General features: G+C 67.8%; 11 protein-coding genes. 4 read left to right on the forward strand and 7 right to left on the reverse strand.

The genetic code is table 11. The annotated features are described in order from the left end of the window. Nucleotides 1–36: 36 nt before the first annotated feature. Nucleotides 37–855: a D-alanyl-D-alanine carboxypeptidase family protein gene (locus HNP02_RS23315; RefSeq protein ID WP_184442845.1), complete on the forward strand. Its 819-nt coding sequence runs from the start codon at nucleotides 37–39 to the stop codon at nucleotides 853–855. Here HNP02_RS23315 and HNP02_RS23320 read toward each other — a convergent pair. Beyond that, the gene (locus HNP02_RS23320) at nucleotides 845–1,774 is read right to left on the reverse strand and encodes a cyclase family protein (protein ID WP_184442846.1); all 930 of its coding nucleotides are present in this window, start codon (nucleotides 1,772–1,774) and stop codon (nucleotides 845–847) included. The two genes, HNP02_RS23315 and HNP02_RS23320, sit on opposite strands and share 11 nt — an antisense overlap. Before the next feature lie 220 nt (nucleotides 1,775–1,994). Between HNP02_RS23320 and HNP02_RS23325 the strand changes: the two genes are divergently transcribed. Both HNP02_RS23325 and HNP02_RS23330 read left to right on the forward strand, forming a co-directional pair. Continuing rightward, the gene (locus HNP02_RS23325; RefSeq protein ID WP_184442847.1) at nucleotides 1,995–3,632 is read left to right on the forward strand and encodes a sulfite reductase flavoprotein subunit alpha; all 1,638 of its coding nucleotides are present in this window, start codon (nucleotides 1,995–1,997) and stop codon (nucleotides 3,630–3,632) included. A 19-nt stretch (nucleotides 3,633–3,651) separates the two neighbouring features. Further along, entirely contained in the window at nucleotides 3,652–4,422 is a 771-nt protein-coding gene (locus HNP02_RS23330; protein ID WP_184442848.1) for a maleylpyruvate isomerase family mycothiol-dependent enzyme, read from the forward strand. Between the two features lie 7 nt (nucleotides 4,423–4,429). On the opposite strand, the gene HNP02_RS23335 is transcribed toward HNP02_RS23330, so the two are convergent. Next, nucleotides 4,430–5,500 (reverse strand): amidohydrolase family protein, encoded by a 1,071-nt coding sequence (locus tag HNP02_RS23335; RefSeq protein WP_184442849.1) that lies wholly within the window; start codon nucleotides 5,498–5,500, stop codon nucleotides 4,430–4,432. A 3-nt stretch (nucleotides 5,501–5,503) separates the two neighbouring features. Continuing rightward, complete coding sequence (ffh, locus tag HNP02_RS23340; protein WP_184442850.1) at nucleotides 5,504–7,078, reverse strand: signal recognition particle protein; 1,575 nt, start codon at nucleotides 7,076–7,078, stop codon at nucleotides 5,504–5,506. 110 nt (nucleotides 7,079–7,188) lie between these two features. On the opposite strand from ffh, the gene HNP02_RS23345 reads away from it, so the two are divergent. Continuing rightward, nucleotides 7,189–7,869: a GntR family transcriptional regulator gene (locus HNP02_RS23345; RefSeq protein WP_184442851.1), complete on the forward strand. Its 681-nt coding sequence runs from the start codon at nucleotides 7,189–7,191 to the stop codon at nucleotides 7,867–7,869. Between the two features lie 3 nt (nucleotides 7,870–7,872). Here the strand turns inward: HNP02_RS23345 and HNP02_RS23350 are convergent, their stop codons facing one another. From HNP02_RS23350 to ftsY, 4 genes are all read right to left on the reverse strand, one after another. After that, entirely contained in the window at nucleotides 7,873–10,368 is a 2,496-nt protein-coding gene (locus HNP02_RS23350; protein WP_184442852.1) for a [protein-PII] uridylyltransferase, read from the reverse strand. Nucleotides 10,369–10,454: 86 nt separating this feature from the next. Beyond that, the gene (locus HNP02_RS23355) at nucleotides 10,455–10,793 is read right to left on the reverse strand and encodes a P-II family nitrogen regulator (RefSeq protein ID WP_184442853.1); all 339 of its coding nucleotides are present in this window, start codon (nucleotides 10,791–10,793) and stop codon (nucleotides 10,455–10,457) included. Between the two features lie 5 nt (nucleotides 10,794–10,798). Then, nucleotides 10,799–12,178 (reverse strand): ammonium transporter, encoded by a 1,380-nt coding sequence (locus tag HNP02_RS23360; RefSeq protein WP_184442854.1) that lies wholly within the window; start codon nucleotides 12,176–12,178, stop codon nucleotides 10,799–10,801. Nucleotides 12,179–12,380: 202 nt separating this feature from the next. Continuing rightward, complete coding sequence (gene ftsY, locus HNP02_RS23365) at nucleotides 12,381–13,673, reverse strand: signal recognition particle-docking protein FtsY (protein ID WP_184442855.1); 1,293 nt, start codon at nucleotides 13,671–13,673, stop codon at nucleotides 12,381–12,383. Between the last annotated feature and the right edge of the window lie 46 nt (nucleotides 13,674–13,719).

Consider the following 13,719-nt stretch of genomic DNA (forward strand, 5'->3'; position numbering starts at 1 on the left):
GCTTGGCGAGTCCTGACCGCCATACGCTCGCAATCCGTGCGGAGGCTATTCGCGGCGACGGCGCTCGTCGTCACTGCGGCGTTGACGGCGCCTGCCGCGTCGGCGCAACCCGACGTGCAGCCCGCAGGCGCGGTCGTCGCGCCGCCCGACGGCCCCGCGCAGGCCTGGCTGGTCGCCGACCTCGACAGCGGCGCGGTACTGGCCGCAAAGGACCCCAACGGCTCGTACGCTCCGGCGAGCACGATCAAGGTGCTCCTGGCGATGGTCGTTCTCGACAACATCAACCCGAACTCGTTCGCGCGGGCCAACAAATCGCACACCGAAGTGGAGTGCTCGTGTGTGGGGCTGACGCCGGGTCAGCCCTACACCACCACCCAGCTGCTCGCGGCGCTGCTGATGGTGTCGGGCAACGACGCCGCCAACATGCTGGCCGACATGCTCGGCGGTCAATCGGTTGCCGTCGCGAGGATGAATGCGAAGGCAGCCCAACTCGGTGCGCGTAGCACCAAGGCGTCGTCGCCGTCCGGGCTCGACGGACCCGGCTGGGAAACCGTCACCACGCCGCACGACCTCGCGGTGATCTACCGCCAGGCCTTGAAGTATCCGTTGATCGCTCAGATCTTCTCGTCGCAGTCGGCATCGTTCCCCGGGAAGATGCTCACCGCCCAGAACGAGTTGCTCAGCCGCTATCCTGGCGACTTCGCGGGTAAGACCGGCTTCACCAACCTGGCCCGCAAGACCTATGTCGGTGCGGCGCAACGCAATGGCCGCCGCCTGGTGGTGGTCGAGATGTACGGCAGCGGCGATCTCTACGACCAGGCGATCGGGCTGTTCGACTGGGGCTTCAGCCAGTAGCGGCGGGCAGCTCGGCGAACGCGCGGACCGGGAAGGTGCCGAAGCCCTCGACTGCGGGCGGAGCTGCGGTGAACCGCGCGCCCCACGGCGGCAGGTCAGCCAAATTGGTGAGGTGCTCGACGACGTGCACGCCCGCACCGAGCAGCAGTGTGTGCGCCGGGCGTTCACCTCCCGACTCGGTGTCGTCGATGTTGACCGAGTCGATCCCGACCAGCGTCGCGCCCGCGTCGATGAGGTACTGGGCGCCGTCTGCGGTGAGAAACGGTGCGCCGACGCCGTATTCGGCCGATCCGAAGTGCCGGTCCCAGCCGGTGTGCAGCAGCACGGCGGCACCGGCCACGGCCCGGTCGGCGAGGGTCTCTGCGCGGATGCCCCGCCGCTCGGCGTTCCATGCGTCCTGCAAGTGGAAGACCTCGGCGCGTAGACCGACCAGGGTCGAGAGGTCGAGCCCGGCCAGGTCGCGGCCGTCGGCGTACCGGTGAAACGGCGAGTCGAGATAGGTCCCCGTGTTGCCGATCATCGTGATGACGTCCATCGCGAACTCGGTGCCCGCCGCGTACTTCGCACGCGAGTCCTCGCGGGTCAGGTGCGGCGTGATCACGGGCGCCGGTAGCCCCGGGTAGGTGACGAGGCCGGCGCGGATGGGGTGGCTGAGGTCGACGACGTGCGTCGACGGCGCCCGAAGGCCCTCTGCCCTGTCGATCCCGCGGCTTCCACGGTGCGGTTCCTCGACGAACCGCAACCCGCGGAGTTCGACGCTCTCGACCAGTGCGAGCCCCAGGTGATGCACTAGGAGCCTGCCCACGGTGGATTCGTCGAGGTTGGCCGACGGCACGTCGAGCCGAAACCCCGTGCCGGTCAGGTCGCCGGAGTTGGCGAAGCGGATCTCGAAGTCGAAGTGGGCGCGGTGGTCGGGCATGCCCGAGAGCGTATCGGCGGGCAGGAGCGAAGCGACCGGGGAGTTGTTACGGCGGGCAGGAGCGAAGCGACCGGGGAGTTGTTACGGCGGGCAGGAGCGAAGCGACCGGGGAGTTGTTACGGCGCGCGAAAGGGGACGCCCCCACAGCCGCGCTCCACCAAGTAAGGTCACCCTAAATTCACGCAGGGGCCGGTCCCGCGCGTCACCGAGGGGAGCGATCGTGACTGGCCAAGCCGACTTCTCACTGATCGTCGGCTACGGCACCGACATGGGCAATGCCGAAGACGCCGCCATGTCGTTCGCCGAGGCCGTCGCCGACCTCGGCATCTCCGCCGAGGCCATCGAGCTCAACCAGATCGAACTCGCCGAGCTGCAATCGGCGACCCACTTCGTCGTCGTCACCTCGACGTTCGGTGACGGCGAGTTCCCCGACAACGCCCTGCTGTTCTGGGAGGCCATCAGCGCCGCGACCGAAAGGCTCGAGCACCTGAATTTCGCGGTGCTCGCCCTCGGTGACACCTCGTACGAATTCTTCTGCAACGCAGGCAAACTGCTCGACGAACGCCTCGAAGCGCTGGGCGCCACCCGGCTGCTCGACCGCGTCGACATCGATGGCCACTACGAACAGCAGGCCGCGGCGTGGACGACCGACGTCGTCAAGATGCTGGCTGCCGAGAACACCGCTCCCCCAGCAACAGTCGCCGTGGCCGCAAGCGACGTTCATCCGGTGGATCGCGCCGAGCACTCGGGCCCCGACCGCATTCATCCCTTCGAAGCCCGGCTGGCCGTCAACCGGCGGCTCAACTCTCCGGCATCGGACAAGGAGGTCCGCCACTACGAGGTGGACCTCATCGGCTCCGGGATCGCCTACCAGGCAGGCGATTCGATCGCGGTACACGCCACCAACGATCCGGCCCTCGTCGAGGAGATCCTGGCCGAGTTCGGCGTCGGTCCCGATCACGCCGTCGCCGATCACGCCGACCCGCTCGGCGTCCTACTCACCCGCGACCTCGAAATCCGGACGCCGTCACGGGCACTGCAGGCGTTGGTGGCATCCCGAACCAACGACGCGCAGGCAGCGGCGGCGTTGGCCGCCGACCACCACGTCATCGCGGAGCCGGGTGCGTGGGCATACGGCAAGGACGTCCTCGATCTGATCAGGCTGGCCGACCTCACCGTCGACGAAGTCCTCGACTCCCTACGCCCGCTTCAGTTCCGCGACTACTCCATCGCGTCGAGCCCACTGGTCCACCCCGACCGCGTGCACCTGACGGTGGCGAACGTGCGCTACCACGTCGGGGATCGCAGGCACGGCGGAGTGGCCTCGACGTTCCTTGCGGACCGCTGCGAGGCGGTCCGGGTGCACCTGCGACCGAACCACACCTTCCGCCTGCCCGCCCCCGACGTGCCGATCATCATGATCGGCCCAGGGACGGGCATCGTGCCGTTCCGCGGCTTCCTGCAGGAACGCCAGGCCAGCGGCGCAACGGGCCCGTCGTGGCTGTTCTTCGGCGACCGGCGGCGGGCGACCGACTTCCTCTACGGCGACGACCTCGAGGGCTTCGTGCAGTCCGGCACCCTAACCCGCCTCGACCTGGCATTCTCCCGCGACGGGGCCGACGGTGATCCCAAAGTATATGTCCAGCAACGTATGTGGGAGAACTCGGCGCAACTCTTCGGCTGGCTTCAGGACGGCGCACACCTCTACGTGTGCGGTGACGCCGAGCGGATGGCCAAGGACGTCGACGCGGCGTTGCACGACATCGTCGCCCGCTGCGGCGGGATGGACGCCGCGGCCGCGCACGCCTACGTCAACGACCTCATCAAATCCCACCGATACTTGCGGGACGTCTACTAACGGCTGGCATCCTGGGGCCATGGACCGCCTCTCGATCATCGATTCCGAATCACGCCGACTCGCCGACGTACTCGCAGGCATCGACCCCGGCAGCCGCTGCACTACGTGTCCGGACTGGACCGCATCCGATCTGTTGTGGCACCTCACCGAGGTGCACTTCTTCTGGGCCGGAATCCTCGGGCGAGACGTCCGCTCCGAGACCGACCTCCCCGCGGTCGAAGCCGCGAAACCCGAACGCCCGGCCGCCATGGCCGACGCACTTCCCCTTCGTGAGCAGGCGACGGCCGCCCTGCTGCGCGAGCTCGCCAGCCGTGACGACGCCGAGCCGAAATGGTCGTGGTGGGAACCCGATCAGACCGTCGGCTTCACCAGGCGCATGCAGACCTATGAGGCGACAATGCACCGCGTCGACGCGGAGTTGGCGGCGGGCCTGCCGGTCAGCCCGATCGCCGAGGACGTGGCCGCCGGCGCCATCGACCACAGCGTGGACGTGATGTGGGGCTGGAAACCCGACGCTGCGACCTACCAAGCCACGTCCGTCGTGGAGTTCGTCGCCAGCGACACCGGCCAACGATGGCTCGTCGAGGTCGGGAACTGGACCGCGCCCGGGGGCGACGGCAGTGGGCCGATGGCGACCCGGGCCACCGCGGGCGAGCCAACGGCGACCGTCACCGCGCCGGTGGTGGATCTTGCGCTGTGGGCGTGGACGCGCGGCTCGGGGGCGCGGGTCTCGGGCCGACCGGAGTCCGTCGCTGCGCTGAATGCCGTTGTCACACAGGGCATGCCGTGAGGCGATCTCAGCGGTAGACCTTTCCGCGCAGGATCACCAGGTCGGGATTGTTCAGCACGCCGGCTCCCGTCCGGGGATCCTCGGCGTAGCAGACGAGGTCGGCCGACGCGCCATGCACCAGCGAGGGTCTGCCGAGCCATCGTCGGGCGTCCCAGCAGGCCGCACCGAGCGCGTCGGTGGGGCTCATCCCGATCTCCTTGAGCGCGTCGACCTCGTCGGCGATCCGGCCGTGCGCGACCATGCTGCCCGCGTCGGTCCCGGCATAGATCGCAATGCCGGCGTCCCATGCCGCGGCCATCCGTTGGGGGCACGACGCATAGAGGTCGCGCATGTGGGCGGCGTAGGTCGGGTACTTGCCCGCGGCGTCGGCGATGCCGGGGAAGTTCCTGGTGTTGATCAGGGTGGGCACCAGCGCCGTGCCGTGTTCCACCATCAGCGTGATGACGTCGTCGGTGATGCCCGTGCCGTGCTCGATGCAGTCGATTCCGGCGGTGATGAGCCCGGGCATCGCGTCCTCACCGAACACGTGCGCGGTCACCCTGGCGCCTTCGGCGTGGGCGGCGTCGATCGCGTCCTTGAGCACGCGGTCGGACCACAGCGGCGCGAGATCGCCGACGCTGCGGTCGATCCAGTCCCCGACCAGCTTGACCCAGCCGTCGCCGAACCTCGCCTGCTGCGCCACCGCTTCGGGGAGTTGCGACTCGTCCTCGACGTCGAGCGATAGACCGGGGCTGTACCGCTTGGGCCTTGCCAGGTGGCGTCCCGCCCTGATGATGCGAGGAAGATCATCGTGGTCGTCGAGGCTGCGGGTGTCCGTCGGTGACCCGGCGTCTCGCAGCAGGAGCGCGCCGACGTCACGCTCGGCTTCGGCCTGAGCGATCGCCTCGTCGAGCTCGATGGCGCCGTGGTCGCCGAGCCCGACGTGGCAATGCGCGTCGACCAGACCGGGCAGGATCCAACCACCGTCAAAGACGGTTTCGGCGTCGGCGACGGGTTCCGCGCTCAGCGCACCGTTGACCACCCACCACTCCACCCGCTCCCCATCGGGGAACCCGCGGCCCAACACGTGCAGGCGCAACGGCTACTTCTGGCCGGGGAACTTCAGCTTGGACAGATCGAAGTCGGCAAGGCCGGGCGGCAGCTCGTCGAGTCCCTTCGGCATGTTCGACAGGTCGGGGAAGCCGGCAGGCATGCCGCCGCCAACACCCAGCGGGTTCGCCACCCTCGGCGGCGTCGGCCCGCGGCCGCCCTTCTTCTTGCCTGCCTGCTTGTTCTTGCCCTTGGCAGTCTTGCTCTTCGAACTCTTGCGGCCGAACGGCATTCCCATCTGTCCGGCCATCTGCGACATCATCTTGCGCGCTTCGAAGAATCGGTCGACGAGTTGGTTGACCTCCGAGACGTTGACGCCGGAGCCGTTGGCGATGCGGAGCCGCCGGGAGGCGTTGATGATCTTCGGGTCGGTCCGCTCGGCGGGTGTCATGCCACGGATGATGGCCTGGACGCGGTCGAGTTGGGTGTCGTCGACGGCGGCCAGCGCGTCCTTCATCTGTCCCGCGCCAGGCAGCATGCCGAGCAGGTTGCCGATGGGCCCCATCTTGCGGATCGCCAGCATCTGCTCGAGGAAGTCCTCGAGGGTGAGCTCGCCGGAGCCGATCTTGGCCGCCGCGGCCTCGGCCTGCTCAGCGTCGAAGACCTGCTCGGCCTGCTCGATGAGGCTGAGCACGTCGCCCATGCCGAGGATGCGACTTGCCATCCGGTCGGGGTGGAAGACGTCGAAGTCCTCGAGCTTCTCGCCCGTGGACGCGAACAGGATCGGCACGCCGGTGACCTCGCGCACCGACAGCGCGGCGCCACCGCGGGCGTCACCGTCGAGCTTGGTCAGCACGACGCCGGTGAAGCCGACGCCCTCGCGGAACGCCTCCGCGGTGGTGACGGCGTCCTGGCCGATCATGGAGTCGAGGACGAAGATGACTTCGTCGGGATTGACGGCGTCGCGGATCGCGGCGGCCTGGCTCATCAACTCTTCGTCGATGCCCAGCCGGCCTGCGGTGTCGACGATGACCACGTCGTAGTGCTTGGCCTTGGCCTCGGCCAGGCCCGCTGCGGCAACGGCGACGGGATCGCCCGCCGTCATCTCCGCGATGGTGCCGCCGGTCGGCGACACCCCGGGATGCGGCGCAAACACCGCGACACCTGCCCGTTCACCGACGATCTGCAGCTGGTTGACCGCGCCGGGCCGCTGCAGGTCGCAGGCCACCAGCAACGGCGTATTGCCCTGCCCCTTGAGCCATTTGGCGAGCTTGCCGGCCAGCGTCGTCTTACCGGAGCCCTGCAGGCCCGCCAGCATGATGACCGTCGGCGGCGTCTTGGCCCACGCCAGCTGGCGGGTCTCGCCGCCGAGGATGCCGACGAGCTCGTCGTTGACGATCTTGACGACCTGTTGCGCCGGGTTCAGCGCGCCGGAGACCTCAGCCCCCTTGGCGCGCTCCTTGATGCGGGAGACGAACTCGCGCACCACGGGAAGCGAGACGTCCGCCTCCAGCAGGGCGAGCCTGATCTCGCGGGTGGTCGCATCGATGTCGGCGTCGGTCAGCCGCCCCTTGCCACGGAGTCCCGACAGGGCTCCGGTCAACCGGTCGGACAGAGATTCAAACACGCGACCAGCCTAACCGGGGTGCCGCTGGGCCGACGGCGCGGGCAAGTCGCTCGCCCGGCTGACGGATACCACCTCGTATACGATCCTGGATGCAAGGCAGGAGAGGCGGCATGAGCGATCTCGCGGACCGGGTGTTCGTCTTGCTCCGCGACGATCTCATGTCCGGGGGGCTGCCGCCCGCCGAGCGGCTCTCGGAGATGGCCCTTGCGGAGCGATACGGGGTGTCCAGGACACCCGTTCGCGAAGCGCTGGCCCGATTACTCGCCGACGGCCTCGTCGAGCGGCGGGAACGCGGCCTCTATCCCTACCGGCCGAGCCTGCAGGATCTGGACGGCCTCTACGAACTCCGCACCACCGTGGAACTGCGCGGCATCGTGCGCATCGAGGAGGACGATGACCGGTCACACGACCACGACGTCCTCGGTCCCGAGCTGGACCGCTGGCAGGCCTTCGCCGCCTCGTCCCCGAGTCCCGACGCCGGCTTCGTCGCCGAGGACGAACGGTTCCACGTCCAGCTGCTGTCCTCGGCAGGCAATCAGGCCCTGGTGGCCGCACTCGAACTGGTCAACGTGCGGATCCGTCCGGTGCGGATGTTCGACTACCTCACCGAGGACCGCATGCAGGCCACGATCGCTGAGCACATCCAGATCGCCGAGCGGATTCTCGATGGCGACCTGATCGCGGGCAGGCAAGCCCTGACGGCGCACATCGACGGATCGCGCAACGTCGCGATCGACAGGGCCAGCCGTGCCCTGTCGATGGCAGGCATCGTGATGGCCCTGCGGACCTGAAGGTCAGCTGGCTTCGGACACCGGTTTGGGCGGCGGCGCGGGTAGCACCGCATACATCTCCCGCTCGAGTTCCTCACGGGCCGCCGCGTAGTCGGCGGTGCCAGTGCCTGTCGTGAGCGCAGGCACGACGAGGCCGAACACGTCGTCGACCGACGATCCCAGCGTGGTGACCTTGGCCCAGACGATGTCGAGGCCGTCGCGTTCGATGACCGCGGACAGTCGCGCCAACAGCCCGGTGCGGTCGGTGCTGCGGATCTGCACGACGTACTCCCCCGGCGAGGTGCCCTCGAACCAAAGGATCCGCGGTGGCGGGGCCGCCTCGTTGACGGGCACCGCGGCGAGGATCTCGCCGGCCCTTGCAGTGTTCGTTGCGGCCGCTTCGAGATCGCGCCGTTCGAGGGATCCGATGACGTCGAGTTCGCCGTCGAGCGCGAGGATGAACTGCTGGCGCAGCAGCTCGGCAGCGGGCGGCGTGCCGAAGTGCGGTGAGACGACGAACGTGTTGATCGCTACCCCGTCGTGGCTGTTGACCGACGCGGAATGCACCCGCAGCGAGTTCAGCGCGAGCACGCCTGCCGCCTTGGACAGCAGTCCGCGACGGTCGGGGGCGATCATCGTGACGTTGTAGACGTGCGCGTCGACCGGGGTCAGGTCGACGTGCACGCCGCCGTCGGCGGCCAGAACCAGATACTGCGGCTCGATCGGATCGGGATGCGGCAACGGCTCACCCGCCATCACCAGTCGGCACCGCCGCACCAGGTCCCCGATCAGGGAGGCCTTCCAGTCGCCCCACACACCTGGACCGGTGGCCAGCGAGTCGGCCTCGGCGAGCACCTGCAACAACTCCAGCAGGACCGAATCGCCGTCGAGTGCGTTGACCACCGCTTCAATGGTCTTCGGGTCCTGCAGATCTCGCCGGGTCGCGGTTTCCGGTAGCAGGAGGTGGTAGCGCACGATCTTGGACAGCACCTCGACGTCGGACGGCCACATGCCAAGCCGGGTGCCGATCTGGGTGGCGAGATCCGCGCCGATGACGCTGTGGTCACCGCCGCGGCCCTTGCCGATGTCGTGCACGAGTGCGCCGAGCACCAGCAGATCGGGGCGTGACACCCGAGTGGTGAATGCGCTTGCCCGCGATGCGGTTTCGACGAGGTGCCGGTCCACCGTCCAGATGTGCACGACGTCGCGGGGCGGCAGGTCGCGTACCGCACCCCACTCGGGAAAGAGCCTGCCCCACAGGCCGGTTCGATCCAGGGCCTCGACGGTGGCCACCGCCGCGGGCCCGGCGGCCAGCATCACCAGCAGATCCTTCAGCGCCTGGCGTGGCCACGGCGTGCGCAGCTCCGGTGCCGCCTCGGACAGTCGACCGAGCGTGGACGCCGCGATCGGAAGCCCGGTGGTGGCAGAGGCCGCGGCGACGCGCAGGATGAGGCCAGGATCGCGTTCGGGCCTGGCATCCCTTGCCAGGATGACCTCTCCCCCGAACTCGATCACCCCCTCGTCCAGCGGCCTGCGGATGGGACGCCGAAGTGCGGCGAAACCGCGGCGGGGCAACGCGTTGCCCGCTGTCCGTAGGCCTGCGTCGACGTAGTAGCTGATCGTGCGGGCGGCATCGCTGAGCATACGGGCAAGGTCGAACCGGTCACCGATGCGCAAAGCGGCGCCGATCTCGTCGGCGTACTGCGCGAGCAACATCTCCCTGCCGCGGTGTGAGATCCGGTGAAGTTCGGTGCGGACGTTGAGCAGCGCCAGGTGAGCATCGCCGAGAGAGCCCGTCGGCGATGCCAACGACCGGCTGGGGTACACGTCGGCAAGTTGAGCGATTGCAAGCGCATTGAGCAGCTGAACGTCGCGAAGTCCGCCGCGACCGTTCTTCAGGTCGGGCTCGGCGCGGTGGGCGATCTGACCACTGCGCTGCCACCGCGACTGGGTGTGATCGACGAGTTCTTCGAAGCGCGAAGCGATCCCGGTGCGCCACTGCCTGCGGGCCCCGCCGACGAGCAGCGCCGACAGGTCGGAGTCACCCGCGATGTGGCGGGCGTCGAGCATGGCAAGGCCCGCCGAGATGTCCTCGCCTGCGACCTGCAGCGCCTCTGGCACTGTCCTGACACTATGGTCGAGGTGAATGTTGGCGTCCCACAAGGGATACCAGAGCAGTTCGGCGACATTGCTGACGATGTCAGGTGGCATGTTGTCGTGCACCAGCGTCAGATCGAGATCGGAGTACGGCAGCAGCTCTCCCCGACCGAGACCACCGGTGGCGACGATGGCGAAGCCACTGGTGGGGGTGATGCCGATCTCGGTGGCCTTTGTGGTGAGCCAGAATTCGTTCAGATCGAGCAGGGCATCACGCAGTGCGGCCGTGTCGAGCTGCTTGGATCCGCCGTTGAGCAGTTGTTGGGCCGCCTTGGCAAGGTCAGTGGCCGCACGCGACGAACCCGCCGCCGGCGCCTCCCATCGAGAGGCCCCGGCGGCGGGATCTGGTGTCTGCTTTGTCATCTCGGCCCTTCCCCGGCGTAGCGATTGATTCACACTCGGTGCTCGTCCGGGAGACGGAGCCTCAGATGGATCGGTTCACAGGTGCATCAGATGGCGTCGGTCCCCCGTTCACCGGTGCGTACCCGCACTACGGTGTCGACTGGACTGACCCACACCTTGCCGTCACCGATCTTGCCGGTGCGGGCCGCTTGGACGATGACGTCCACCACCTTGTCGACGGCGGAGTCGTCCACCAGGACCTCGACTCGCACCTTCGGCACGAAGTCGACGGAGTACTCCGCACCTCGGTAGACCTCTGTGTGGCCCTTCTGGCGTCCGTAGCCCTGTACCTCACTGACGGTCATTCCGAGGATGCCCGACTGTTCGAGACCCGTCTTGACGTCTTCGAGAGTGAACGGCTTGACGATCGCAGTGATCAGCTTCATTTCCCTCATACCTCCGAGCTGTGCTGGCCGAGAACCGAGGTGCTGCCGACTGTGCTGAAGTCATAACCGGTTTCAGCGTGCTCGGCCTCATCGATGCCGTTGACCTCATCTTCTTCACCGAGGCGAAGGCCAATGGTGTATTTCAGGATCAACGCCAAGATAGTCGTAACGATGAACGAGTACGCGAGAACCGCGAACGCACCGATCGCCTGGCGCCACAGTTGATCGAATCCACCGCCGTAGAACAACCCCTTCACGGCAGCGGGCGCCTCGGGCGCCGCGAGGAAACCGATCAGCAAGGTACCGGTGAGACCACCGATCATGTGCACCCCGACTACGTCGAGGGCATCGTCGAAGCCGAACTTGAACTTCAGCCCCACAGCCAGCGCACACAACGCGCCGCCGATGAAACCGACCGCCAGCGCACCGAGCACGTTGACCGACGAACAGGACGGCGTGATCGCGACGAGGCCAGCCACGATGCCCGACGCGGCACCCAACGAGGTGGCGTGCCCGTCGCGGATCTTCTCGACGAGCAGCCAGGCCAGCATGGCGGTACCGGTAGCAACGGTGGTGGTCACGAATGTCGACGCCGCGATGCCACCCGAGCTAAGAGCCGAACCGGCGTTGAATCCGTACCAACCGAACCACAGCAGACCGGCGCCCAGCATCACGAACGGCAGGTTGTGCGGTCGCATCGGCGCCCCGGGCCAGCCCTTGCGCTTACCAAGAACGATGGCCAATGCCAGGCCGGCGGCACCCGAGTTGATGTGGACCGCAGTACCACCGGCGAAGTCGATTGCCTTGAGTTTGTTCGCAATCCAGCCACCGGTCTCACCGGTGAAGCCGTCGAAGGCGAACACCCAGTGCGCGACGGGGAAGTAGACGAATGTCGCCCACAGACCCGCGAACACCAGCCAGGCCCCGAACTTCATGCGATCGGCGATGGCGCCGGAGACCAGGGCCACGGTGATGATCGCGAACATCAGCTGGAACATCACGAACACCAATTGCGGGATCGTGCCTGCCAGTGGGATGTTCACCGCATCGACCGCGGCAGTCCCGGTGCTGGGATCCGCGGGAACCGCGGCAACAGCGTTACCGCCGATGAGACCCTTGAGTCCCCAGTACTGCGTCGGGTCGCCGACGAAGTTACCGACGTCATTGCCGAAGGACAGCGAGTAGCCGTACAGCACCCACAGCACCGTCACGACACCCATGGCGCTGATGCTCATCATCAGCATGTTGAGCACGCCCTTGGCGCGCACCATGCCGCCGTAGAAGAACGCGAGTCCCGGAGTCATCAGCAACACCAGTGCGGAACTCGCCAGCATCCATGCCGTATCCCCTGTGTCGGGGATACCCATTATCGGGAAGCCATCCACTCGCAGTTTCCTCCTTCGCCCATGCCACGGTTAGGCACCGTTGACCTAGGCAGTGACAATGCGCAGTGGTTGTTTCGCGGATGACGCGCCCGTGTTTCGCTCGTGTGAACGGATCTATGGATTGCGTTTCGGCGGTGTTAATCCCCTTGTCACGCAATATGCGGACCTCGGGGACCTGCGACGATTAGCCGCCTAGAGCGCGTCAACCCAAGAGCGCATCGACGAACGCAGCGGGCTCGAACGGTGCCAGGTCGTCGGGCCCCTCGCCGAGCCCGACCAGCTTGACGGGCACACCGAGCTCCTGCTGAACCCGAAAGACGATCCCGCCCTTGGCAGTTCCGTCCAGTTTGGTCAGCACCACGCCGGTGATGTCGACGACTTCGGCGAAGACCCGTGCCTGGGGCAGCCCGTTCTGGCCGATCGTGGCGTCGAGCACCAGCAGCACCTCGTCGACCTCCGCACGCTTGCTGACCACGCGCTTGACCTTGCCGAGTTCGTCCATCAGGCCGGTCTTGGTGTGCAGCCGGCCCGCGGTGTCGATCACCACCACGTCGGCCCCGGTCTCGATCCCCTTGTCGACGGCGTCGAACGCCACCGACGCCGGATCGGCGCCCTCGGGGCCACGCACGACCTCCGCGCCGACCCTGGAGCCCCAGCTCTGCAACTGGTCGGCTGCCGCTGCGCGGAAGGTATCGGCTGCACCGAGCACCACGCGACGGCCGTCGGCGACGAGCACGCGGGCGAGCTTGCCGACGGTGGTGGTCTTGCCGGTTCCGTTGACGCCGACGACCAGCAGCACCGACGGTTTGTCGTCGTGCGGCAGCGCCTTGATCGAGCGGTCGAGGCCGGGCTGCAACGCCGAGATCAGGACGGAGCGCAGCACGGCGCGGGCGTCCGCCTCGCAGCGGACGTTGTTGCTCGCCATCTCCGAGCGCAACGCGGCGACGACGGATTGGGTGACGACCGGGCCCAGATCGGCGATCAGCAGGGTGTCCTCGACCGACTCCCACGACTCCTCGTCGAGGTCACCGCCGCCGAGCAGGCCCAGCATGCTGCGCCCGAGGGTGCTCTGCGACTTGGCGAGCCGTCCGCGTAGCCGCTCCAGCCTGCCGTCGGCCGGTTCGATGGCCTCGACGTCGGGTGCGGCTGGCTCCGGCGGGGCCTCGACGGGTGGCTCGGGAAGCCGAACGTCGGAGATCGTCCGCTTGGGTGCGTCGCGCGGGATGGTCGCGTCGTCCCCGACCGCGGGGAGACCGCTGGTGTCGATGCGTTCCTGGGGTGGGGCCGGCGCCTCGACGGGTTCCCGGGTCTCCGTGGCCTGGCTGAAGGTGATGCCTGACGACGCCGTGTAACCGCCCGACCTGTCCACTGGTGTGGCAGCGTCCGGCTTGGACAGGCTGACCTGCCGTCGGCGGTAGCGCACCAGCCCTAGGACGAGGGCGGCTACGACGAGGACGGCAACGATCGCGAGTGCGATCCACAAACCTTGGGACACCGCAGCATTGTCTCAGGGTCGGCGGGCGGTGATTACCAGCGGCTCA

This window comes from Mycobacterium sp. AZCC_0083 (genome assembly GCF_014202335.1).
Taxonomy (GTDB): Bacteria; Actinomycetota; Actinomycetes; order Mycobacteriales; family Mycobacteriaceae; genus Mycobacterium.